Annotated in this window: 21 protein-coding genes; 13 read left to right on the top strand and 8 right to left on the bottom strand. The window is 72.3% G+C overall.

Features of this window, described 5'->3' with window-relative positions:
• The first annotated feature begins 2 nt into the window (after positions 1-2).
• Complete coding sequence (locus ACUP6Y_RS23935) at positions 3-1454, top strand: glycosyltransferase family 87 protein (protein WP_462553508.1); 1452 nt, start codon at positions 3-5, stop codon at positions 1452-1454.
• Here ACUP6Y_RS23935 and ACUP6Y_RS23930 read toward each other — a convergent pair.
• From ACUP6Y_RS23930 to ACUP6Y_RS23920, 3 genes are all read right to left on the bottom strand, one after another.
• Positions 1412-2488, bottom strand: coding sequence for an alanine racemase (locus tag ACUP6Y_RS23930; RefSeq protein ID WP_462553507.1), 1077 nt, complete (start codon positions 2486-2488; stop codon positions 1412-1414). The two genes, ACUP6Y_RS23935 and ACUP6Y_RS23930, sit on opposite strands and share 43 nt — an antisense overlap.
• Entirely contained in the window at positions 2485-3618 is a 1134-nt protein-coding gene (locus ACUP6Y_RS23925; protein WP_462553506.1) for a lipid II:glycine glycyltransferase FemX, read from the bottom strand. Before ACUP6Y_RS23925 ends, ACUP6Y_RS23930 begins: the two co-directional genes overlap by 4 nt.
• Before the next feature lie 122 nt (positions 3619-3740).
• Positions 3741-4538, bottom strand: a complete 798-nt coding sequence (locus ACUP6Y_RS23920; protein WP_462553505.1) for a deoxyribonuclease IV — start codon at positions 4536-4538, stop codon at positions 3741-3743.
• Positions 4539-4603: 65 nt separating this feature from the next.
• On the opposite strand from ACUP6Y_RS23920, the gene ACUP6Y_RS23915 reads away from it, so the two are divergent.
• The 6 genes from ACUP6Y_RS23915 to ACUP6Y_RS23890 all read left to right on the top strand — a co-directional run bounded on the left by ACUP6Y_RS23915 (position 4604) and on the right by ACUP6Y_RS23890 (position 9257).
• A complete protein-coding gene (locus tag ACUP6Y_RS23915; RefSeq protein ID WP_462553504.1) occupies positions 4604-6595 on the top strand; it encodes an FHA domain-containing protein in 1992 nt (663 codons plus the stop codon).
• A 158-nt stretch (positions 6596-6753) separates the two neighbouring features.
• Entirely contained in the window at positions 6754-7041 is a 288-nt protein-coding gene (gene rpsF / locus ACUP6Y_RS23910; protein ID WP_462553503.1) for a 30S ribosomal protein S6, read from the top strand.
• Between the two features lie 125 nt (positions 7042-7166).
• The gene (locus ACUP6Y_RS23905) at positions 7167-7736 is read left to right on the top strand and encodes a single-stranded DNA-binding protein (protein ID WP_462553502.1); all 570 of its coding nucleotides are present in this window, start codon (positions 7167-7169) and stop codon (positions 7734-7736) included.
• A 71-nt stretch (positions 7737-7807) separates the two neighbouring features.
• The gene (gene rpsR, locus ACUP6Y_RS23900; RefSeq protein WP_141796553.1) at positions 7808-8044 is read left to right on the top strand and encodes a 30S ribosomal protein S18; all 237 of its coding nucleotides are present in this window, start codon (positions 7808-7810) and stop codon (positions 8042-8044) included.
• A 28-nt stretch (positions 8045-8072) separates the two neighbouring features.
• A complete protein-coding gene (gene rplI, locus ACUP6Y_RS23895) occupies positions 8073-8519 on the top strand; it encodes a 50S ribosomal protein L9 (RefSeq protein WP_462553501.1) in 447 nt (148 codons plus the stop codon).
• A 102-nt stretch (positions 8520-8621) separates the two neighbouring features.
• Entirely contained in the window at positions 8622-9257 is a 636-nt protein-coding gene (locus ACUP6Y_RS23890) for a hypothetical protein (RefSeq protein WP_462553500.1), read from the top strand.
• Here the strand turns inward: ACUP6Y_RS23890 and ACUP6Y_RS23885 are convergent.
• Both ACUP6Y_RS23885 and ACUP6Y_RS23880 read right to left on the bottom strand, forming a co-directional pair.
• Entirely contained in the window at positions 9247-9804 is a 558-nt protein-coding gene (locus ACUP6Y_RS23885; protein ID WP_462553499.1) for a hypothetical protein, read from the bottom strand. The two genes, ACUP6Y_RS23890 and ACUP6Y_RS23885, sit on opposite strands and share 11 nt — an antisense overlap.
• Positions 9801-11141 (bottom strand): MATE family efflux transporter, encoded by a 1341-nt coding sequence (locus ACUP6Y_RS23880; RefSeq protein ID WP_462553498.1) that lies wholly within the window; start codon positions 11139-11141, stop codon positions 9801-9803. The genes ACUP6Y_RS23885 and ACUP6Y_RS23880 overlap by 4 nt, the downstream gene beginning before the upstream one ends.
• 355 nt (positions 11142-11496) lie before the next feature.
• On the opposite strand from ACUP6Y_RS23880, the gene ACUP6Y_RS23875 reads away from it, so the two are divergent.
• From ACUP6Y_RS23875 to ACUP6Y_RS23865, 3 genes are read left to right on the top strand one after another with little or no spacing between them, the layout of a single operon-like run.
• Positions 11497-14313, top strand: coding sequence for a replicative DNA helicase (locus ACUP6Y_RS23875; RefSeq protein WP_462553497.1), 2817 nt, complete (start codon positions 11497-11499; stop codon positions 14311-14313).
• Between the two features lie 26 nt (positions 14314-14339).
• The gene (locus ACUP6Y_RS23870) at positions 14340-14873 is read left to right on the top strand and encodes an alpha/beta fold hydrolase (protein ID WP_462553495.1); all 534 of its coding nucleotides are present in this window, start codon (positions 14340-14342) and stop codon (positions 14871-14873) included.
• Positions 14870-15376 (top strand): asparaginase domain-containing protein, encoded by a 507-nt coding sequence (locus ACUP6Y_RS23865; RefSeq protein ID WP_462553494.1) that lies wholly within the window; start codon positions 14870-14872, stop codon positions 15374-15376. The genes ACUP6Y_RS23870 and ACUP6Y_RS23865 overlap by 4 nt, the downstream gene beginning before the upstream one ends.
• A gap of 42 nt (positions 15377-15418) precedes the next feature.
• Here the strand turns inward: ACUP6Y_RS23865 and ACUP6Y_RS23860 are convergent, their stop codons facing one another.
• The gene (locus ACUP6Y_RS23860; RefSeq protein ID WP_462553493.1) at positions 15419-15865 is read right to left on the bottom strand and encodes a MarR family winged helix-turn-helix transcriptional regulator; all 447 of its coding nucleotides are present in this window, start codon (positions 15863-15865) and stop codon (positions 15419-15421) included.
• Between the two features lie 81 nt (positions 15866-15946).
• Here ACUP6Y_RS23860 and ACUP6Y_RS23855 point away from each other — a divergent pair, with 81 nt between their 5' ends.
• On the top strand, positions 15947-17755 hold the full coding sequence (locus tag ACUP6Y_RS23855) for a chloride channel protein (RefSeq protein ID WP_462553492.1): 1809 nt from the start codon (positions 15947-15949) through the stop codon (positions 17753-17755).
• Here ACUP6Y_RS23855 and ACUP6Y_RS23850 read toward each other — a convergent pair.
• Positions 17724-18089, bottom strand: coding sequence for an MmcQ/YjbR family DNA-binding protein (locus ACUP6Y_RS23850; protein WP_462553491.1), 366 nt, complete (start codon positions 18087-18089; stop codon positions 17724-17726). The two genes, ACUP6Y_RS23855 and ACUP6Y_RS23850, sit on opposite strands and share 32 nt — an antisense overlap.
• Before the next feature lie 47 nt (positions 18090-18136).
• Positions 18137-18592 carry a hypothetical protein gene (locus tag ACUP6Y_RS23845; RefSeq protein ID WP_462553490.1) on the bottom strand — a complete coding sequence of 152 codons (456 nt, stop codon included), beginning with the start codon at positions 18590-18592 and terminating at the stop codon, positions 18137-18139.
• Between the two features lie 75 nt (positions 18593-18667).
• On the opposite strand from ACUP6Y_RS23845, the gene ACUP6Y_RS23840 reads away from it, so the two are divergent.
• Both ACUP6Y_RS23840 and ACUP6Y_RS23835 read left to right on the top strand, forming a co-directional pair.
• Positions 18668-18934: a hypothetical protein gene (locus ACUP6Y_RS23840; protein ID WP_462553489.1), complete on the top strand. Its 267-nt coding sequence runs from the start codon at positions 18668-18670 to the stop codon at positions 18932-18934.
• 51 nt (positions 18935-18985) lie between these two features.
• On the top strand, positions 18986-19321 hold the full coding sequence (locus tag ACUP6Y_RS23835; RefSeq protein ID WP_462553488.1) for a YnfA family protein: 336 nt from the start codon (positions 18986-18988) through the stop codon (positions 19319-19321).
• Positions 19322-19395: the final 74 nt, after the last annotated feature.

Genomic DNA, 19395 nt, shown 5'->3' with positions numbered 1-19395 from the left:
GCGTGACCCACGTCCACCCGACCCGTGACGACGCGGTGGTCACGGCGCTGAGCGAGGTCGTCGGTGGCCCGATGGGCGAGCACGCACGGCCGCACCGGTGGTGGACGCCGGCGCGGGTGCTGCTGCTGCTCACCGCCGTGGTGTTCGCGGCGGGCCTGGTCCAGAAGGCGCCGTGCTCGCTGGCGCAGGGACACGACCAGAACTGGACGTACTCCCACATGTGCTACACCGACCTCGAGCCGCTGTACGTGCCGCGGGGGCTGGCCGAGCACGCCTGGCCCTACTCCGACGACGCGCAGACCCGGGCCCGCTACGACGTGATGGAGTACCCGGTCGGCATCGCCTACTGGGCCTGGGGCACGGCGTGGATCACGCACTGGCTCAACGGCTCCCCCGATGTCAGCGCGCGCTACAAGGAGCCCGTCTCGGACCTGTACGGCGACCCGGAGGTCCAAGACGAGACCCACGTCTTCTTGCTGGTCAACGCCGTCGGCTTCGCCGCGCTCGCGCTGCTGGCGACCTGGCTGCTGGCCGGGGTCCATCGCGCTCGACCCTGGGACGCGGCGGCCTTCGCCCTCTCCCCCGTGTTGCTGCTGACCGGACTGATCAACTGGGACCTGCTCGCGGTCGCGCTGGTGGCGGGCGCGCTGTGGGCCTGGTCGCGGGACCGGCCGGTGCTGACCGGCGTGCTGATCGGCCTCGGCACCGCGGCCAAGCTGTACCCGCTGTTCCTGCTCGGCGGGCTGCTGGTGATCTGCCTGCGCCAGCGGCGAGCGGGCCGGTTCGTGGTGGTCGCGCTGTGGGCGGTGGTCGCCTGGGTGGTGGCGAACGCGCCGGCGTACCTCTCCGGTCCGGACCAGTGGCACGTGTTCTGGTCGTTCAACGCCGAGAGGAAGGCCGACCTCGGCTCGCTGTGGCTGCTGGTCGACCAGGCCGGCGACCTCGGGATCTCCGCGCACTCGATCAACGTGTGGTCGTGGGCGCTGTTCGGAGCGTGGTGCGTCGGGGTGCTCGTGATCGGGATGACCGCGGGGCGGCGCTCGGCGAGCATCGACCGGGTGCCGCGCCTGGCCCAGCTGGGCTACCTGATCGTGGTCGGTTTCCTGGTTGTCAACAAGGTGTACTCGCCGCAGTACGTGCTGTGGCTGCTCCCGCTCGCGGTCCTCGCCCGGCCGCGCTGGCGCGACCAGATCGTGTGGCAGGCGAGCGAGGTCTTCTACTTCTGCACGGTCTGGTGGTACCTCGGCGGCTACCTCGCCCCGGCCGGCGGCGGCGATGCCGGGTTCTACTGGGTCGGCATCGTGGTGCGGGTGCTCGGCGAACTCTACCTCGCCGCCGTGATCGTGCGCGACCTCTACCGCCCCGACCACGACCCGGTCGCGCTCGAGCGGATCGCGCCGGGACTGCCGGCTCAGCCGGCGACGACCACCCGGTCGAACGCGGTGGCGGTGTAGCGGACCCGGACGTCGACGTCCTCGCCGACCTCCGGCACCCGCGCGCCGTGGGGCAAGAAGAGCATCGAGGCCTGCATGTGCGGCGGTTCGGCGAACAGCCGCAGCTTGGCGTCGATGGCGTACGGCGAGCGCACGAACCCGACCGCGTCGAGCCCGCCGCGGGCCAGGGTCGCCGCGCGTGCCTTGATCGACTGCTCGCCGGTCGGCGCCTCGAGGCCGATGCCGTGGGCGGTGCCGCCGCTGACGACCAGCACGTGCCCCGACTTCGGGGCGGTCCGGCCGCGGTAGCCGAACGCGTCGCCCCGCTCGACGGGATGCACGTCGAGCACGGTCGCGGTCACCCGCAGCGCGCCGCGGTCGCCGAGCCACAGGCCGGTGCCGATCCGGGGGCGGAGCGTGAAGTCGCCGTACTGGGTGCGCAGGGTGGCCAGCTCGGCGTCGGTCAGGTGGCTGACCCAGACCTGCGGGGTGCCGCGGGTGGGGACCTCGGCGGCGACGAAGTCGTTGACCAGCCGGGTCACCTCGCCGAGGTGGGTGCCCTGGCCGAGCGGCAGGTGCAGGGCCAGGCCCTCGACCCGGGCGCCGGGGTGCTTGCGGAGCAGGTCGCCGGCCTCCCACAGCTCGCGGGCGGCCATGCCGTGGCGGCGCATCGAGGTCATCCGCTCCACCACGACCCGCGCGGCCGGGTCGGCGTGCAGCAGGTCGCGCAGGTCGGCCAGCCGGCTGACGGTGTGGACCAGGCGGCGACCGGTGGCGGCGTCGGGCAGCGGCACCCACGGGCGCCAGGGGGTGAGCACCAGCAGGTCGCCGTGCCAGCGCTGGGCGACCTCCGGCAGCTCGTCGTACGTGCCGACGGCGAGGGTGCGCACGTCGTGGCCGCGCTCGGCCAGCCACTGCGTCTTGCGCGCCAGCCGGCCCAGGGTGAAGCCGTAGCCGTTGCCCTTGGCGACCGGGACCAGCCCGGCGTGGGTCGCGGCCACCTGCTCCAGGTGGGCGCGCCAGCGCGGACCGTCGACGGTGAGCGTGAGACTCACGAGCCCCTCCGCTGCAGGTAGAGCTGGAACGCCTTGTAGAGCGCCCGGTTGACCGGCAGGTCCCACTCGCCGGCACACTCGACCGCCTCGCCGCCGGTGCCGACCTTGAACTGGATCAGGCCGACGTGGGCGTCCTCGGCGTCGAGGGTCTCGGTGATGCCGCGCAGGTCGTAGACCGCGGCCTGCGCGGCGATCGCGTCGCGGATCATCGCCCACTGGATCGCGTTGGAGCCGCGGACCTCGCGCTTCTCGGTGGAGGAGGCACCGTAGGAGTACCAGGCGTGCTCGCCCACCAGGATCGCGATCGTGGAGGCCACCAGGTCGCCGTCGTGGCTGGCCAGCCAGAGGGTGAACCGCTCCTCGCCGTCGGCCCGCAGCGCGTCGTACATGGTCTCGAAGTAGCGCAGCGGGCGCGGGGTGAAGTGGTCGCGCTCGGCGGTATGGACGTAGAGCTCGTGGAAGGCCAACAGGTCCTCGCGGGTGCCGCGGGCGACCTCGACGCCCTCCTTGGCGGCCTTCTTGATGTTGCGGCGCCAGAGCTGGTTCATGCCCTTGAGGACGTCGTCCTCGGTGCGCTGGGTGCCGTCGGCGGCGCGGAGCGGGATCTGGAAGACGAACTGCGGCTGCCCGGCCGCGAACCCGCCCTCGACGCCCTGGTGGCGCCAGCCGAGCTCGTGCAGCTGCGCGACCACGCGGGCGCCGGCCGCCGTGCGCTCGGCGGGCGGGATCTGACCGAGGAGGCGGACCGCCGGGTCGGCGATGCCGTCCTTGACCTGCGCCGTCGTCCAGCGCCGGGTGACCACCGGCGGCCCGATCCGCACGGCGAACGCCCCCTGCTTCTTGAGGTGGCGCACCATCGGGTCGAGCCAGCCGCCGAGATCGTCGCCGCCCCAGTCGATCACCGGGCCCTCGGGCAGGTAGGCGAGGTAGCGGTTGAGCTTCGGCAGCTTGCGGTAGAGCACCAGCGCGACGCCCACCTGCGCGCCGGTGTCGTCGAACCAGCCGAGCGACTCACTGCGCCACTCGCTCTTCACCTGCGCCCAGCCGGGCGTCTGCAGGAAGCTCGCCGACGGCAGCGTGGCGAGGTGGTCGCGGTGCTCGGTCGGGCTGATCGGGCGCACGCTGGGCATGCGGTCAGGCTAGCGGGCCGGCGGTTTCTCAAGGGATGCAGCCGAGCCTGCGCTCCCCCATTCAAATATGAGCGGGGAAGTGTCGCTTCGTCTGCATCCCTTGAGAAACCGGCCCCCCGGGATCAGAGCCGCTCGCGCAGCCAGGTGAAGTCGGCGACGTGCTCGGCGGCACCGCCGGGCGTCTCGCACACCACCGGCGCGCCGGCGTCGCGGACCACCTGGGCCAGCAGGTCGGGGTCGATCTGGCCGGCGCCGAAGTTGGCGTGGCGGTCGGCGCCGGAGTCGAACGCGTCGCGGCTGTCGTTGGCGTGGACCAGGTCGATCCGGCCGGTGATCGCGAGGATGTCGTCGACGATCGTCTCCAGCGCGTTGCCGCCGGCGTGGGCGTGGCAGGTGTCGAGACAGAAGCCGACCATCTCGGCGCCCTCGGCGGAGGCGATCGCGTCCCAGGTGCCCTTGATCCGCTCCAGGTAGCGGGTCATCGCGTTGGTGCCGCCGGCGGTGTTCTCGATGAGCAGCGGAACCTTGATGTCGGTGGCCTCGATGGCCTTGCGCCAGTTGTCGAAGCCCTTCTCCGGATCGTCGTCGTCGGTCACGTGGCCGCCGTGGACGATCAATCCCTTGGCGCCGAGCTCGGCGGCGGCGTCCATGTGCTGCTGCAGCAGCTTGCGGCTGGGGATCCGCTGGCGGTTGTTCGTGGTCGCGACGTTGATCAGGTAGGGCGCGTGGACGTACAGGTCGACACCGGCCTCCTCGGCGGCCGCGCGCAGGGCGGCCGGGCCGCCGTCGTACGACAGGACGGGGCCCTTGTAGGACTGTGGGTTGCCGAGGAAGAACTGCACCAACGGGGCGTTGCGCGCGGCCGCCTCGGCGACCGGGTCGGTCTGGTCGACGTGGGCTCCGATGCGCAGCTCGCTCATATCCGCCACCGTATCCATCGGCGCAGACACTCGTGGATCCGGCGCCGGGGCACTACCTTCCTCGCGTGACCACCCTTCACGTCTCCGCGGGCGGCCGTACCTGGTCGTTCGAGGAGCCGCGCGTCGTCAGCATCGGGCGCGACACCGGCTCCGACATCGTTCTCACGGCGCCTTCCGCGTCCCGTCAGCATGCCCAGCTGCGCTCGGACGGCTCCGGCTGGGTCCTCGTCGACGTCGGCTCGAGCGGCGGCACCTTCCTCAACGGCGCCCGGGTGACCGAGGTCCGGCTGAGCGCCCCGACCAGCGTGCGGTTCGGCGGCGCGAACGGCGAGGAGGTCGTGCTGACCCCCGCCGGCGTCGCCCGTCCGGCCGCCCCCGACCCGGCGATGCTGCCGCCCGCGGGCCTGGCCCAGACGGTCCTGCCCGGCACCGGCCCGGCCGGTCCCGGCTACGTCAGCGGCCCCGGCCTGCTGGTGCGGGTCGGCGGCGTCTCGAAGCGGTTCCCGCCGGGCGTCGTGGTCCGGATCGGCCGCGACCCCGCCAGCGAGGTCGTCGTCGACGACCCGTCGGTCTCCCGGCTGCACGGCGTGGTCGAGGGCCGTCCCGACGGCTGGTGGTACGTCGACCGGTCGAGTGCCGGCACCTTCCTCGCCGACGACCGGGTCACTCAGCGCAAGCTCGAGGACCCGACCACGCTGATGCTCGGCCACCCCACCGCGGGCGCCGAGGTCGAGGTGGTCCAGATCGTCGCGACCGGCGTCGCGCAGAAGTCGATCGCGAAGAAGAAGCGCAGGCGCACCGCCGCCCTCGTCGGCGGCGTCGTCGCGGCGCTGGTCCTCGTCGGCGGTGGCGTCGCGGCCGCGGTGCTGCTCGGCGACGACGACCCGGGCAAGGGCCCCGGGCCGGCGGCCGACCCCGGCCTGAGCACCGAGGAGCTGGACCGGGCCAAGCTCGCCAGCGTCCTCATCATCGCCGTCGACGACAGCGGCGACCCGATCTACACCGGCTCCGGCACGATCATCAGCGAGGACGGGCTGATCCTGACCAACGCCCACGTCGGCAAGCCGAGCGCCCCCGGCCAGCGGGGCGGCGAGGACGACCCGGCCGGCCTGCTGGTCGCGCTCACCTCGGCCGAGGACGACAAGCCGGCCGCGCCGTCGTACTCCGCCGAGGCGATCGTCGCCGACGGCGTCCTCGACCTCGCGGTCCTCAAGATCACCGCCGCCGCCGACGGCAAGAAGATCGACGACGGGGACCTCGACCTGCCGCCGCCGGTCCCGCTCGGCGACAGCGACGAGCTGCGCACCGGCGACGAGCTGACCGCGCTCGGCTTCCCCGCGGTCGCGCACGTCGCCTCCGACGACGGCCTGGACCGGGCGCTGACCGTGACCCGGGGCGTCGTGTCCACCTTCCTCAAGGAGGCCGCGGTCCCCGGCAACCGGGCCTGGATCGACAGCGACATCCGGATCGGCTCCGGCAACTCCGGCGGCGCCTCGATCAACGACGAGGGCGAGCTGGTCGGCATCAACAGCGCCGTCGTCACCGAGTCCACGGTCGGCGACAGCGGCGAGGGCGGCGCGTTCACCGGCGGCTCCGCGCGGATCCGGCCGGTCAACCTGACCTCCGACATCGTCGAGATCGCCAAGAAGGGGGGCGACCCGGACTACGTGTCGCCGTACCTCGACGACGTGCCGGAGCCTCCGGCAGATCCGATGGGTCAGGCCACCGCCTCCCCCGCGGGCTGGACCACCGACGGCAACAGCGACTGCTCGGCCACCAGCACCCTCGACGCGCCGCAGGTGCTCGACGGGGTGAGCCTCCCGGCGACGCTGTACGCGCACTTCGCCGTGACCGGGCTGCCCGACGGCACGCCGTTCGCCATCGAGCTCTACAACCCCGAGGGCGAGCTGCTCGGCTCGCTCGACGGCTCGTGGAACCTCGGCTCGGACGACGTCTGCGCGGCGGTGTCGCTCGACGTGCCGGCGGGGCTGGTGGGTGCGATCGCGGTGCTGGACATCGACGGCACCCAGATCCAGAACCCGGTGATCTTCGGATAGGACGGCGGGATTCGGCCCGGGCGGACGGGCGCTGTTAGCCTGTCCCGTCCGGTGCCGCTGGCGCCGTACCGCCTGCTGGGCCGAACCAGCAGGCAAGCAAGGCCCTCCTGCCGTGGAAAGTCCGCGGCCGCCTGAGTCCAGAGGAGGTGGAGACCGCTTTGCGCAACTACGAAGTCGTGGTCATCCTCGACCCGAGCCTCGACGAGCGGACGGTTCAGCCGTCGCTCGACAAGTACCTGAACGTCGTCCGCAACGACGGCGGCACCGTCGAGAACGTCGACGTGTGGGGCAAGCGTCGCCTGGCGTACGAGATCAAGAAGAACGCCGAGGGCATCTACGCGATCATCAAGCTGAGTGCCGCTCCGGCGACCGTCGACGAGCTCGACCGCCAGCTGACCCTCAACGAGTCCGTCCTGCGGACCAAGGTCCTGCGACCCACCGTCTGAGGCAGCCCGGACCCCAGCTTGTGGAAGCCGACTGTTCATTGTCGGAGCCACGGGACACCATGGGGTCCGTTGCCCGGGACTGATCCCGGGCGGGCCACTCGAACCCCACCGCACAGGAGACCACCATGGCTGGCGACACCGTCATCACCGTCATCGGCAACCTCACCGACGACCCGGAGCTTCGCTTCACCCCGTCGGGCGCGGCTGTCGCCAACTTCACGGTGGCCTCGACGCCGCGCTCCTTCGACCGACAGACCAACGAGTGGAAGGACGGGGAGACCCTGTTCCTGCGCTGCTCGGTCTGGCGCCAGGTCGCGGAGAACGTCGCCGAGTCCCTCCAGAAGGGCATGCGCGTCGTCGTGCAGGGCCGTCTGGTGTCGCGCTCCTACGAGACCCGCGAGGGCGAGAAGCGCACCGTCAACGAGCTGCAGGTCGACGAGATCGGCCCGTCGCTCACCTGGGCGACCGCCAAGGTCACCCGCGCGAGCCGCTCCGGCGGTGGCGGCGGCTACGGCGGCAACCAGGGTGGCGGCAACCAGGGTGGCGGTGGCCGTCCCGCGGGTCAGGACCCGTGGGGCAGCGCCCCGGCCGGTGGCGGCAACCAGGGTGGCGGTTCCAACTACGGGGGCGGCGCCCCGGCCAACGACCCGTGGGCCGCGCCGGGCGTCGCGTCGAGCGACGAGCCCCCGTTCTGACCAGCATCACAACCCAACCATTCCGGCCGCTTTCTGACTGACGCGGCCGGGCTCTGAGGAGGAGCACCACAATGGCGAAGGCAGTCGTCCGCAAGCCGAAGAAGAAGGTTTGCCAGTTCTGCAAGGAGAAGGCCACCGGTGTCGACTACAAGGACACCGCCCTTCTGAAGAAGTTCATCTCCGACCGCGGCAAGATCCGCGCCCGTCGGGTGACCGGCAACTGCGTCCAGCACCAGCGGGACGTCGCGATCGCGGTGAAGAACGCCCGCGAGGTCGCGCTGCTGCCCTACACCTCCGCCGGTCGCTGAGCAGAGTCAGAGAAGGAGAGCTGAACTCATGAAGATCATCCTGACCCAGGAGGTCGAGAACCTCGGCGCTGCTGGCGACGTGGTGGAGGTCAAGGACGGCTACGGCCGCAACTACCTCATCCCCCGCGGCTTCGGCATCCGGTGGACCCGGGGTGCCCAGGCGCAGGCCGACTCGATCAAGAACGCCCGTGCGGCGCGCGCCGTCCGCGACGAGGCCCACGCCGCCGAGCTGAAGGCCAAGCTCGAGGGCTCGCCGGTCGACGTCAAGGTCAAGGCCGGCCAGGGCGGCCGCCTGTTCGGCGCGGTCACCCCCGCCGACATCGCCGCCGCTCTCGGCGAGGCCGCCGGCGAGGCGATCGACAAGCGGACCATCGTCCTCGGCAACCCGATCAAGTCGCTGGGCAACCACGCGGTGTCGGTCAAGCTCCACGACGAGGTGTCCGCCGCGGTGGCCCTCAACGTCATCCCGAGCTGACCTGATCGACGTACGACGGCGTGGCCGGTCCCCTCGGGGCCGGCCACGCCGTTAGTTTTGGGCCTACTCCTCCTTCCTTCCCCGAGACCCAGGAGCTTCCCCATGCGTGTACGACGGCTGGCGCCTGCCGCCCTTCTGCTGCTGACCCCGGTCCTCGTGGCCTGCGGTGACGACGAGCCGGACGCGACCGACGTCCCGACCGACACCTCGAGCGACGTGTCCACGCCCACGGAGGCGACCACCGCCGCGACGTCGGCGCCCACCGAGCCGTCGACCACCGCGGCCGCCGGCCTGCCCGGTGCCTGTGACGTGGTGAGCGCGGACGACCTCGCCGAGGCGTACGGCATGAGCTTCGGCGCCCCCGAGGTCGGCGGCGACGACTCCAGCGAGAAGGGTCTTGCCTGGACCAGCGACGACTGCTCGTTCGAGGCCGCCGGGCTGGCCGAGGTGACCGTCAAGCTGACCGGTCCCGAGGACTTCACCAAGGGCGCCTTCGGCTGCCCCCAGCCGCGCGACGACGACGGCATCGTCGACCCCGCCGACGACATCGCCGGTGCCACCGGCGGCTGGTGGAAGGTGAGCAACCCGCCGGACTTCGAGGGCGAGCTGCGCGCCTGCACCGCGACCGTGCTGCTGCAGATCGACCTCGACTACGAGGACGGCGTCGAGTACGAGGGCGACCCGCTCAACCAGTCCGTCGGGTTGGCCGAGAAGATCCTGGCCGCCATCAACGGCTGAGATCCTCCGCGGACGGTTCCGACGGCGCGGCCCCGGCCCACGGGGCCGAGCCGAGGAGCGCGCAGAGCACGATGACGAGCAGCACCCCGGCGAGACCGACCGTGCCGACGCCGTACAGCCAGTGCCAGCCGGCGCCGTTGTAGAGCACGTTGGCGACCAGCGAGACCAGGATCGCGGTCTCGGCGACGAACCACCACCAGCCGCTGCGGGCGCCCGCCTCGCGGGCGCGGGTGCCGAGGGCGTGGCACAGCGCCGCCTGGAAGCCGAGGGCCGGGAGCGAGGACGCCCACACGACGGCCGGGTCGGCGTCGTCGAGCCAGGCCCGCGCGTCGGGTGGGCTGAGCGCGATCGCGATGACCAGGGCGAGCACGGCGAGGTAGCCCAGGGTCAGCCGCAGCGGTACGTCGGGCGCGGCCCGGACCAGCCGGACGTAGCCGACGAGCACCAGCAGGCAGCCGAGCACCTCGGAGACGTCGACCTTGTCGTCGGGTGCGGCGGTGAAGACGACGACCGCGAGCCCGATCGCGACCCAGTAGAGCGGCTTCACGCGCCGGCCACCAGCCAGGCGTCCCCGCGGGCACGGCGGACCAGCGTGACCAGCCGTCCGCCCATGAAGACGGCGCCGAACACGACCCACAGCCAGGGGAGTCCGGCGCCCAGCGCGCTCGTCAGCAGCACGAGCGGAGCGTAGCCCGCGAGCACGGCCACCCCGGCCCGGGCCAGGTAGCGGCCGTCGCCGGCGCCGATCAGCACCCCGTCGAGGACGAACACCACCCCGGCGACGGGCTGCGCGAGCGCGGCGACGAGCAGCACCGGGACCAGGGCGTCCCGGACGCCCTCGTCGGGGGTGAACAGCGCGCCGAGCCAGGGGCTGGCCGCGGCGAGCAGCAGGCCGGTGACGATCCCGCTGACGATGCCCCAGGTCAGCATCCGGCCGGTGACCGCGCGGGTGGCGGCGACGTCGCCGGCTCCGAGGAAGCGTCCGGTGATCGCCTGCGCGGCGATCGCGATGGCGTCGAGCACGTACGCCAGGAAGCCCCACAGCGTCATCGCCAGCTGGTGGGTGGCGACGGGGACCGCCGCGCTGCCGGCGCCGGTCGCCGTGAGCACGACCGCGTAGGTCGTGACCAGGAGCGAGGCGCGCAGGGTGAGGGTCCGCACGATCAGCGGTACGCCGGCCCGCGCCGCCGCCCGGACGCCGGGCAGGTGCGGGCGCAGCGTGGCGCCCTCGCGGCGGGCGGTCCGCACCACGACCCCCACCAGTGCGAGCGCCATCGCGGTCTGGGCGAGCACCGAGCCCAGCGCCGAGCCGGCGATGCCCAGGCGCGGGACCGGGCCGGCGCCGTACACGAGCAGGATGTTGAGCGCGAGGTTGGCGAGGTTGCCGGCGACGGCGACGGCGAGGGGGGTCCGGGTGTCCTGCAGGCCGCGCAGCACGCCGGTGCCGGCGAGGATGAGCAGCAGCGGGATGAGGCCGAGGGCGGCGACGCGCAGGTACGTCGTGGCGGGCCCGACCACGTCTGGGGAGGCCCCGAACACCGCCACGAGCGGGTCGGCGGCCAGGGCGGTGAGGGCGGTGGCCGGCAGGCCGATGAGCACGGCCAGCCAGAGCCCGTCGAGACCCTGGGACAGCGCCGCGTCGCGGTGGCCGGCGCCGATCTGGCGGGCGACGCCGGCGGTGGTGCCGTAGGCGAGGAAGATGGACAGGCCCACGACCGTCGTGATCACCGCGCCGGCGATGCCGAGACCGGCCAGCTCGGGGGTGCCGAGGTGGCCCACGACGGCGGCGTCGCCGAGCAGGAACAGCGGCTCGGCGACCAGGGCGAGGAACGCTGGGAACGCGAGCCGGGCGATCTCGCGGTCGAGGGTGCGCGCGCCGCTCATCGCGCGGCTTCCGACGTGGTCCCGCGGACCGGTGGATAAGTGGGGTACCGCTGTGGAAACCGAGTGTGACGGTGGGGTGGCCGATGCGGCACCGCGGCGGACCCGGTCCGACCGACCGATGACCAGAAGGTGAACGGGATCACACCCGAGAATTTTGTCGTCCACAGGTCGCGGACCGCGTTTCCGCAGGTCAGAGGCCACTCGGGGCAGTTTGACACCGCTTTCTCCACAGCTTCCTCCCCACCCGGTACACACGCTGTCAGCGTGTCGTCCACGCCCTGTCCCGAGTTATCCCCAACCCTTGTGGATAGGCCCCTTTCGGCACCCCCGGTCGGCCCCGTAGGTTGCCGCATCGGTGGCCCGCTCGGACCGCCGCCGACGATTGTGTCGGACCCGTTCGGCACGCTCGACACCGGACGACCCGAGCAGACCGGACCAGGCTGCGACACCAGGCTGTGACATCGAGAAGGGGGCCAGCACCGTGAGTCTCACGGACGACCCGCCGGCCTGGACCGCCGAGCCGCCCGAGGAGTGGGGCGACGGGCCGGCGCCGTACCAGCCCGGGCAGGCGCCCAGCGGCGGCCGTACCCCGCCGCAGGACATAGCCGCCGAGCAGTCCGTGCTGGGCGCGATGATGATCTCCAAGGACGCCATCGCCGACGTCGTCGAGGTCATCCGCGGCAACGACTACTACCGTCCGGCCCACGAGGAGATCCACGAGGCGATCCTCGACCTCTACAGCCGCGGCGAGCCGGCCGACATGGTGACCGTCGCCGGCGAGCTGCAGCGGCGCGGCCAGCTGCAGAAGATCGGCGGGGCGCCGTACCTCCACACGCTCGCGGCCAACGTGCCGATCGCCGCCAACGCCGGCTTCTACGCCGAGATCGTCTACGAGAAGGCGATCCTGCGACGCCTGGTCAACGCCGGCACCAAGATCGTCCAGATCAGCTACGCCGGCGAGGGCGAGGTCGAGGGCATCGTCAACGAGGCCCAATCCGAGATCTACAAGGTCACCGACCGCAACAAGTCCGAGGACTACGCCCCGCTGTCCGACATCATGGACGGCGTCCTCGACGAGATCGAGGCGATCGAGAACCGCGAGGCCGGCATCTACGGCGTGCCGACCGGCTTCGCCGACTTCGACGAGCTCACCAACGGCTTCCACTCCGGTCAGATGATCGTCGTCGCGGCGCGGCCCGCTATGGGAAAATCCACGCTGGCACTGGATTTTTGCCGCGCCGCTGCCATCCACAACAACCTCACGGCCGCCTTCTTCAGCCTGGAGATGACGCGCGCCGAGATCGTGATGCGCCTGCTCTCGGCCGAGGCGCGGATCCCGCTCAACCACATCCGCAACGGCAAGATGGGCACCGAGGAGTGGGACCGCCTGGCCCGCCACGTCGCGAAGGTCTCCGCGGCGCCGATGTTCATCGACGACTCCCCCAACATGACGATGACCGAGATCCGGGCCAAGGCGCGCCGGCTCAAGCAGAAGCACGACCTCAAGGTGATGGTCATCGACTACCTCCAGTTGATGAGCTCGGGCAAGAAGGTCGAGTCCCGCCAGCTCGAGGTCTCGGAGTTCTCCCGGCAGATCAAGCTGCTCGCCAAGGAGCTCGAGATCCCGGTCATCGCGCTCTCCCAGCTCAACCGTGGCCCCGAGCAGCGCGCCGACAAGCGCCCCGCGGTCAGCGACCTGCGCGAGTCGGGCTGCCTGACCGCGGACACGCGGCTCCTCCGGGCGGACACCAATGCCGAGATCAGCCTCGGCGACCTGCTGGCCGGCGACGTGCGCGACATCCCTGTGTGGGCGCTCGACGACCGCCTGAAGCTCGTCCCCCGCACCCTGACCCATGCATTCCCGAGCGGGACCAAGCCGGTCTTCGAGGTCACCTTGACCTCCGGCCGCAAGGTCAAGGCGACCGGCAACCACCCGTTCTTGACCTACGACGGCTGGATGCCGCTCGCCGAACTCGAGGTCGGCAGACGTGTCGGCTCGATCCGGCACGTGCCGCCGCCGTTGGAGATCACGCCGCGCGATGACGACGAGATCGTGCTCCTCGCCCACCTCTTGGGCGACGGTTCGTTCGTGAGGCGCCAGCCGATCCGCTACGCCAGCCAGGACGAGGCCAACCTGTCGGCCGTTGCCGCGGCTGCTGCCCGACGGTTCGGCATCACCGCCGTGCGTGACGTGTACGCCGCGGCCCGGGTCACCACCCTCCGGCTGCCGGCGCCCTTCCGGCTCGCGCGCGGTCGTCGCAACCCCATCGCCGAGTGGCTCGACCAGGACGGCCTGTTCGGCCTGCGCAGCCACGAGAAGTTCGTCCCCGACTGGGTGTTCTCCCTGCCCAAGGAGCAGGTCGGCCTGTTCCTTCGTCACCTCTGGGCAACCGACGGCTGCGCGCACTGGGACGAGAAGCGCCGCCTCGGCCGGGTCTACTACGCCTCGACCAGCCGGCGTCTCGTCGACGACGTGGCCCGCCTCCTGGGGCGCTACAACATCTTCACCCGCGTCAAGACCGCGCGCAAGGACGGCTACCGCGACGGCTATCAGCTCCACGTCTACGGCGTCGAGAACCAGCTGCGCTTCGCCGACGAGATCGGCGTCCACGGCGAGCGAGGAGTCACCGCCGCTCGGATCGCCGACCTGATCCGCGATGTCCGACCCAACACCAATGCGGACACCGTCCCGCTCGACGTCTGGGACGACGTCCGCTCGGTCCTCAGCGATCAGGACATGTCCCACCGCGAGTTCGCCTCCGCGATGGGCACCCAGTTCTCCGGTTCGGCCATGTGGAGGCATGCCCCCAGCCGTGAGCGGCTGGCCAAGGTGGCCGCCGTACTCGACCACGCCGAGCTCGAGGTCCTGGCGACCAATGACATCTACTGGGACGCGATCAAGTCGATCGAGCCGATCGGCGAACTCCCGGTCTACGACGCCACCGTCCTCGGCGTCCACAACTTCGTTGCCGACGGCATCGCCCTCCACAACTCGATCGAGCAGGACGCCGACATGGTCGTCCTCCTGCACCGCGACGACGTCTACGAGAGGGAGTCGACCCGCCCCGGCGAGGCCGACTTGATCGTGGCCAAGCACCGCAACGGCGCGACCCGGGACATCGTGGTGGCCTTCCAGGGGCACTACAGCCGGTTCGTTGACATGGCGCACTGACGAACAGGGGTGTCGGGCTGAGTGGGGTGAGCCTGGTCGGGCACCACACCGGCGGCGTGGTCGCGATGGAGGTGGCCGCCCGGCGCGGCACGGACATCGCGGGCCTGGTCCTCTCCGGCGTCCCGTACGTCGACGCGGCCCGCCGCGAGCGGGTCGCCGGCGCGCCGCCGATCGACCACGTCACGCCGGCGACCGACGGCAGCCACCTCGGTGAGCTGTGGAACCGACGCCGCGACTTCTATCCGGAGGACCGGCCCGACCTGCTCGCGCGCCTGGTCGCCGACGGCCTGCGCGTGATCGACCGGGTCGAGGAGGGCCACCGCGCGGTCAACGCCTACCGCATGGAGGAGCGGATCCGGCTCGTGCGGAGCCGGACGCTGGTGCTCTGCGGGGAGGACGACGGCTACTCGCTGCCCGACGTCCCGCAGCTGTGCGCCGCGATCCCCGGCGCCACGTCCGCGGTGCTCCCGGGGACCGGCGTCCCCTCCGTCGACCACCGTCCGGACCTCTTCGCCGCGGCTGTCGCGGCCTTCCTCGACGACGGCGCGGTGCGACGGTGAGCACCGGTCTCCCGGTCTACTGGCTGAGCCTGGGCGGCACGCTGCAGGCGCAGGGCCATGACCCGCTCGACACGGACCGGTACTGGCAGACGGGCCGGTCGCTGAGCCCGGAGGAGGTCCTCGAACCGGTCCGTGGGCTGGTCGGCCCGGTCCGGGTCGAGGCCGTCGCGAGCCGCCCCAGCCACGACCTCTCGCCCGACGACCTGCTGGCCCTGGCCGGGCGGCTGCGCGCGCTCGACCCGACCGAGGTCGCGGGCGCCGTCGTCTCGCTGGGCTCCAACGGGCTCGAGGAGGTGGCCTTCCTGCTGTGGCTGCTCGACGCCCCGGTGCCGGTCGCGGCGACCGCCGCGCCGCTGCTCTGCGCCCACGGACTCACCCCCCAGAAGGCCCGGCTGCTGCTCGCCGTCGCGCTCGGTGGCGGCGTCGATCCGACGACGCTCCCCAACCTGCTCGACCGGGTCTGCTCGCGGCCGGCCTCGCCGGCCGCTTCGATCGGAGGGTGACCCGTCTTTCGCGGAGATGACGACGAGGCCGGCCTAGATGTTCTAGCGGGGGAGGCCCGGGCGCCGCGAGGCAGACGCCGGTCGGCTCGGCGCGACCGGATCGCCGTCCAGCGGGGCGAGCAGGGGTCCGAGGCGGCGCAGCTCCTCGAGATGCACCGAGGTCAGCTCGCCGAGTACGTCGATGCCGTGCGCGGTCAGCCGGAGCTGGACCCGGCGCGCGTCGATGGTGCTGCGGACCCGTTCGACCAGGCCGAGCTGCTGGGCGCGGTCGATCAGCTCGGTCGCGGTGTGGTGCCGGATGAACAGGGCGTCGGCGACCTCGCCGATCGTGGGCCCGTCCGGGGTCCGGGTGCCACGGATCGCCAGCAGCAGCTGGTGCTGGGTATGGGTCAGGCCGTGCTCCTCGGCGGCCTGCCGGCTCCACTGCTCGAAGCCGCGCAGCGCGGTACGGAAGGCGAGCAGTCGCTGGTACTGAGCGTCCGTCGGCACGTCCACACCCTAGGACCGCGCCACAATCAGTCGTGACACGATCTATTCTGCGACGGCCCGTCCCAGCCTCCAGGAGCACCCGTGCCCTCGACCTCCGCGCCGCCGAACGCCCACGCCGTCCGCGACGTACGCCACCTCGGCGACTTCACGACGACGCCGCGCATGCTCGCCATCGCCGCGCTGGCCCTGCCCGTCGGGGCGGTCGCCGCCGTCGCGGCCTGGGCGCTGCTCCAGCTGATCGGGCTGATCACCAACGCCGTCTTCCACCACCGGTGGTCGACCGAGCTGGTCTCGCCCGGTGGCGGCCACGCCTGGTGGCTGGTCCTCGGCGCGCCGGTCCTCGGCGGGCTCGTGATCGGCGTGCTGGCGCGCTACGGCTCGGAGAAGATCCGCGGGCACGGCATGCCGGAGGCGATTGAGGCGATCCTGCTCGGCGGCAGCAAGGTGCAGCCCCGGGTCGCGGTGCTCAAGCCCGTGTCGTCAGCGGTCGCGATCGGCACCGGTGGCCCGTTCGGCGCCGAGGGTCCGATCATCATGACGGGCGGCGCCCTGGGGTCCTTGCTCGCGCAGTTCCTGCGGCTGACCGCCGACGAGCGCAAGACCCTGCTCGTCGCCGGATCCGCGGCCGGCATGGCCGCGACCTTCAACTCCCCGCTCGCCGCCCTGCTGCTGGCCGCCGAGCTGCTGCTGTTCGAGTGGCGCCCGCGCAGCCTGGTCCCGGTCGCGGCCGCCGTCGCGGTCGCCACGGTGCTGCGCCAGCACCTGCTCGGCGCCGGCGCCGTCTTCCTCTCCACCGCGCCGCTGCACCTGCGCGACCTCGACTACGCGCTGTGCGTGCTCAGCGGGGTCGTCGCGGCGCTGCTCGCGGTCGTGGCGACCCTGCTCGTGTACGCCGCCGAGGACACCTTCCAACGGCTCCCGGTCCACTGGATGTGGTGGCCCGCCCTCGGCGGCGTCGTGATCGGCCTCGGCGGCCTCGTCGAGCCGCACGCCCTGGGGGTCGGGTACGACGTGATCGCGGCCGAGCTCACCGGCAGCATCGGCACCGGCCTGGTGGTCGGGATCCTCGTCGTCAAGACGCTGATCTGGTCGATCTCGCTCGGCTCGGGCACCTCGGGCGGCGTCCTGGCGCCGATGTTCATGATCGGCGGCGCGCTCGGCGCCCTCGAGGCGCAGGTCTTCCCCGAGGTCGGCCCGGGCTTCTGGGCGCTCGTCGCCCTTGCCGGCGTACTCGGCGGCGTGATGCGCTCGCCGTTCACAGGCGTGGTGTTCTCGCTGGAGCTGACCCACCAGTGGGACGCGCTGCTGCCCCTGGCGATCGGCGCGATGACGGCGTACGGCGTCTCCGCGGTGGTCCTCAAGCGCTCGGTGCTCACCGAGAAGATCGCCCGCCGCGGCTACCACCTGAGCCGCGAGTACGACGTCGACCCGCTCGAGATCGTCTTCGTCAGCGAGGTGATGACCGGTGACGTCGTCGAGTTCGACGGCGAGGTCGACCTCGCGCGCGCCCATCGGGCCCTCCAGGAGCCGGGTGACGACTTCGCCGCGTGGCGCCAGCAGCTCTACCCCGTGATCGCGGGTGAGCGGATGGTCGGCGTCGTCACCCGCGGCGACCTGCTCGCGGGCGCGGACGACCACGACCGCACCGTCGCCGAGGTCGCCCATCGGGACCCGGTCGTGACCCACGGCGACGAGACGCTGCGCCGGGTCGCGGAGCTGATGGCGACCTACGACCTGACCACGTTGCCGGTGATCGACCGGGACCGGCCGGAGCGGGTGATCGGCGTCGTCTCGCTGCCCCAGCTGCTGCACGCCCGCCGCCGCGACCAGCAGGAGGCGCGGGAGCGCGAGCGGATCCTCAGGGTGCGCCTGGTCCGTCGGGGTGGGTGAGGTCGTAGGCCCGCGACAGCTTCTGCGGCACCACCATCCGCCACGCGTCGACGACCAGCTCCCGCGCCTCGGCGGCATCCAGGGCGGCCAGCTGCGCATGCACCCAGTGGAAGCGCAGGTCGGACTTGTCCGGCAGATGGAACTTGTCCGGCTCACCGGCGACGAGCGCCGCCCGCTCCTCCTTCGGGAACGCGAAGCCCAGCACGGTCTCGTCGAGGGAGAACGCGGCGTACACGATCTGGCCGACGCGGAACTTCAGCCGGTCGCGGACGTAGACCGGGTAGGACCGCTCCAGCTCGTCGGCCAAGGGCCGGACGTCGTTGAGGCTCGCCATGCGGGGATGACCGGTGGGGCGGCGCGAACTCATCGCCGCCGCCGCGGTCAGGGCACGCTCGGGTCGATCTCGACCTCGACGTCCTCGAACCGGTGGTCCTGGTCGAGCTGGACGCGGATCAGACCGTCGGGCAGCAGCAGCGGCGCCACGAAGGAGAGCAGCACGGCGTCGACGAAGACCACGGCGGAGGTCAGCGCGAGGTCGTCGCGCAGGGCCGCGGCCCCGGTCGCCGCGGCGGCCTCGCCGGCGGCCTGCGCGATCTCGTCGACCGTGCCGGCGACGACCTGCTCCCACTGCTCGGGGGTGAGCGCCAGGAACGCGCGGACCCGCTCGACCAGGTCGGCGACCTCGACGTCGTCGCGGTCCTCGAGCTCGGGGTCGACATTGACCATCACGTCGGTGCCGGCCGCCGGCAGGTCGGCCATCCCGTAGGCGAAGCCGTCCTCGGCCTCGGGGTCGCGGAGCACCGGAGCGAGGGCGGCCACCAGCTGCGAGGTCTCCATGAGGGCAGGCTACGGCAGCGCCGTGGAGCCGACCGGGGCGCCCGGCGCCATCGGATCCGGGATAGCGTGGGCCCCATGACTCGGGCTCAGGGCTACGGCGCCCCCTACGGATCGGCCAGCCAGGTACGGGACCGCGACGGCTCCCGGACCTTCACGGTGCGCGAGCTGGTGGCCTACGGCCGGCTGATCGTCAACCGCGAGCGGGTCGATCCCGAGCGGGTCGTGCGCGAGTTCATCCGGGCCAACCCGGAGGTCGACCTCGAGGCGCGCAGCACCATCACCGACTGGCAGGACGGCCTGCGGCCCGGCGACACCGCCGAGCGCCCGCGCGGCTACCTCTGAGCCGACCGGGCTGACCGGCGGACCGGCGGACCGGCTGCGAGGATCGGGTGCATGGACTTGGTGCGCTCGATCCCGCTGTTCGTGCTCGCCGCGATCGCCGAGATCGGCGGGGCCTGGCTGGTCTGGCAGGGCGTGCGCGAGCACCGCGGCTGGCTGTGGATCGGCGCCGGCGTGATCGCGCTCGGTCTCTACGGCTTCGTCGCGACCCTCCAGCCGGACGCGCACTTCGGCCGGATCCTCGCTGCCTACGGCGGCGTGTTCGTCGCCGGCTCGCTGCTGTGGGCGATGGCGCTCGACGGCTTCCGGCCCGACCGCTATGACGTCGCCGGGGCGTTGGTGTGCCTGGTCGGTGTCGCGATCATCATGTACGCCCCGCGGACGGGTTGAGCGCCCATCGCGCCTCCCGGTACCGCCGGTTGCGCCGCCCGCACCCGACACCGGACGAAGAGGTCCCCTTGTCC

The sequence above is a fragment of the Nocardioides sp. S5-5 genome, from assembly GCF_054954065.1.
Note: the sequence above shows the minus strand (reverse complement) of the source record. Positions and strands in the feature narration are given on the sequence as shown.

What these genes read in the sequence shown, in the direction of transcription:
- ACUP6Y_RS23925 (WP_462553506.1), bottom strand. Translation starts at nt 3,618, where the DNA reads ATGCCCAGCGTGCGCCCGATCAGCCCGACCGAGCACCGCGACCACCTC.
- ACUP6Y_RS23905 (WP_462553502.1), top strand. Translation starts at nt 7,167, where the DNA reads ATGGCTGGCGACACCGTCATCACCGTCATCGGCAACCTCACCGACGAC.
- ACUP6Y_RS23835 (WP_462553488.1), top strand. Translation starts at nt 18,986, where the DNA reads ATGGACTTGGTGCGCTCGATCCCGCTGTTCGTGCTCGCCGCGATCGCC.
- rpsR (WP_141796553.1), top strand. Translation starts at nt 7,808, where the DNA reads ATGGCGAAGGCAGTCGTCCGCAAGCCGAAGAAGAAGGTTTGCCAGTTC.
- ACUP6Y_RS23845 (WP_462553490.1), bottom strand. Translation starts at nt 18,592, where the DNA reads ATGGAGACCTCGCAGCTGGTGGCCGCCCTCGCTCCGGTGCTCCGCGAC.
- ACUP6Y_RS23920 (WP_462553505.1), bottom strand. Translation starts at nt 4,538, where the DNA reads ATGAGCGAGCTGCGCATCGGAGCCCACGTCGACCAGACCGACCCGGTC.
- ACUP6Y_RS23890 (WP_462553500.1), top strand. Translation starts at nt 8,622, where the DNA reads ATGCGTGTACGACGGCTGGCGCCTGCCGCCCTTCTGCTGCTGACCCCG.
- ACUP6Y_RS23850 (WP_462553491.1), bottom strand. Translation starts at nt 18,089, where the DNA reads ATGGCGAGCCTCAACGACGTCCGGCCCTTGGCCGACGAGCTGGAGCGG.
- ACUP6Y_RS23840 (WP_462553489.1), top strand. Translation starts at nt 18,668, where the DNA reads ATGACTCGGGCTCAGGGCTACGGCGCCCCCTACGGATCGGCCAGCCAG.
- rplI (WP_462553501.1), top strand. Translation starts at nt 8,073, where the DNA reads ATGAAGATCATCCTGACCCAGGAGGTCGAGAACCTCGGCGCTGCTGGC.
- ACUP6Y_RS23880 (WP_462553498.1), bottom strand. Translation starts at nt 11,141, where the DNA reads ATGAGCGGCGCGCGCACCCTCGACCGCGAGATCGCCCGGCTCGCGTTC.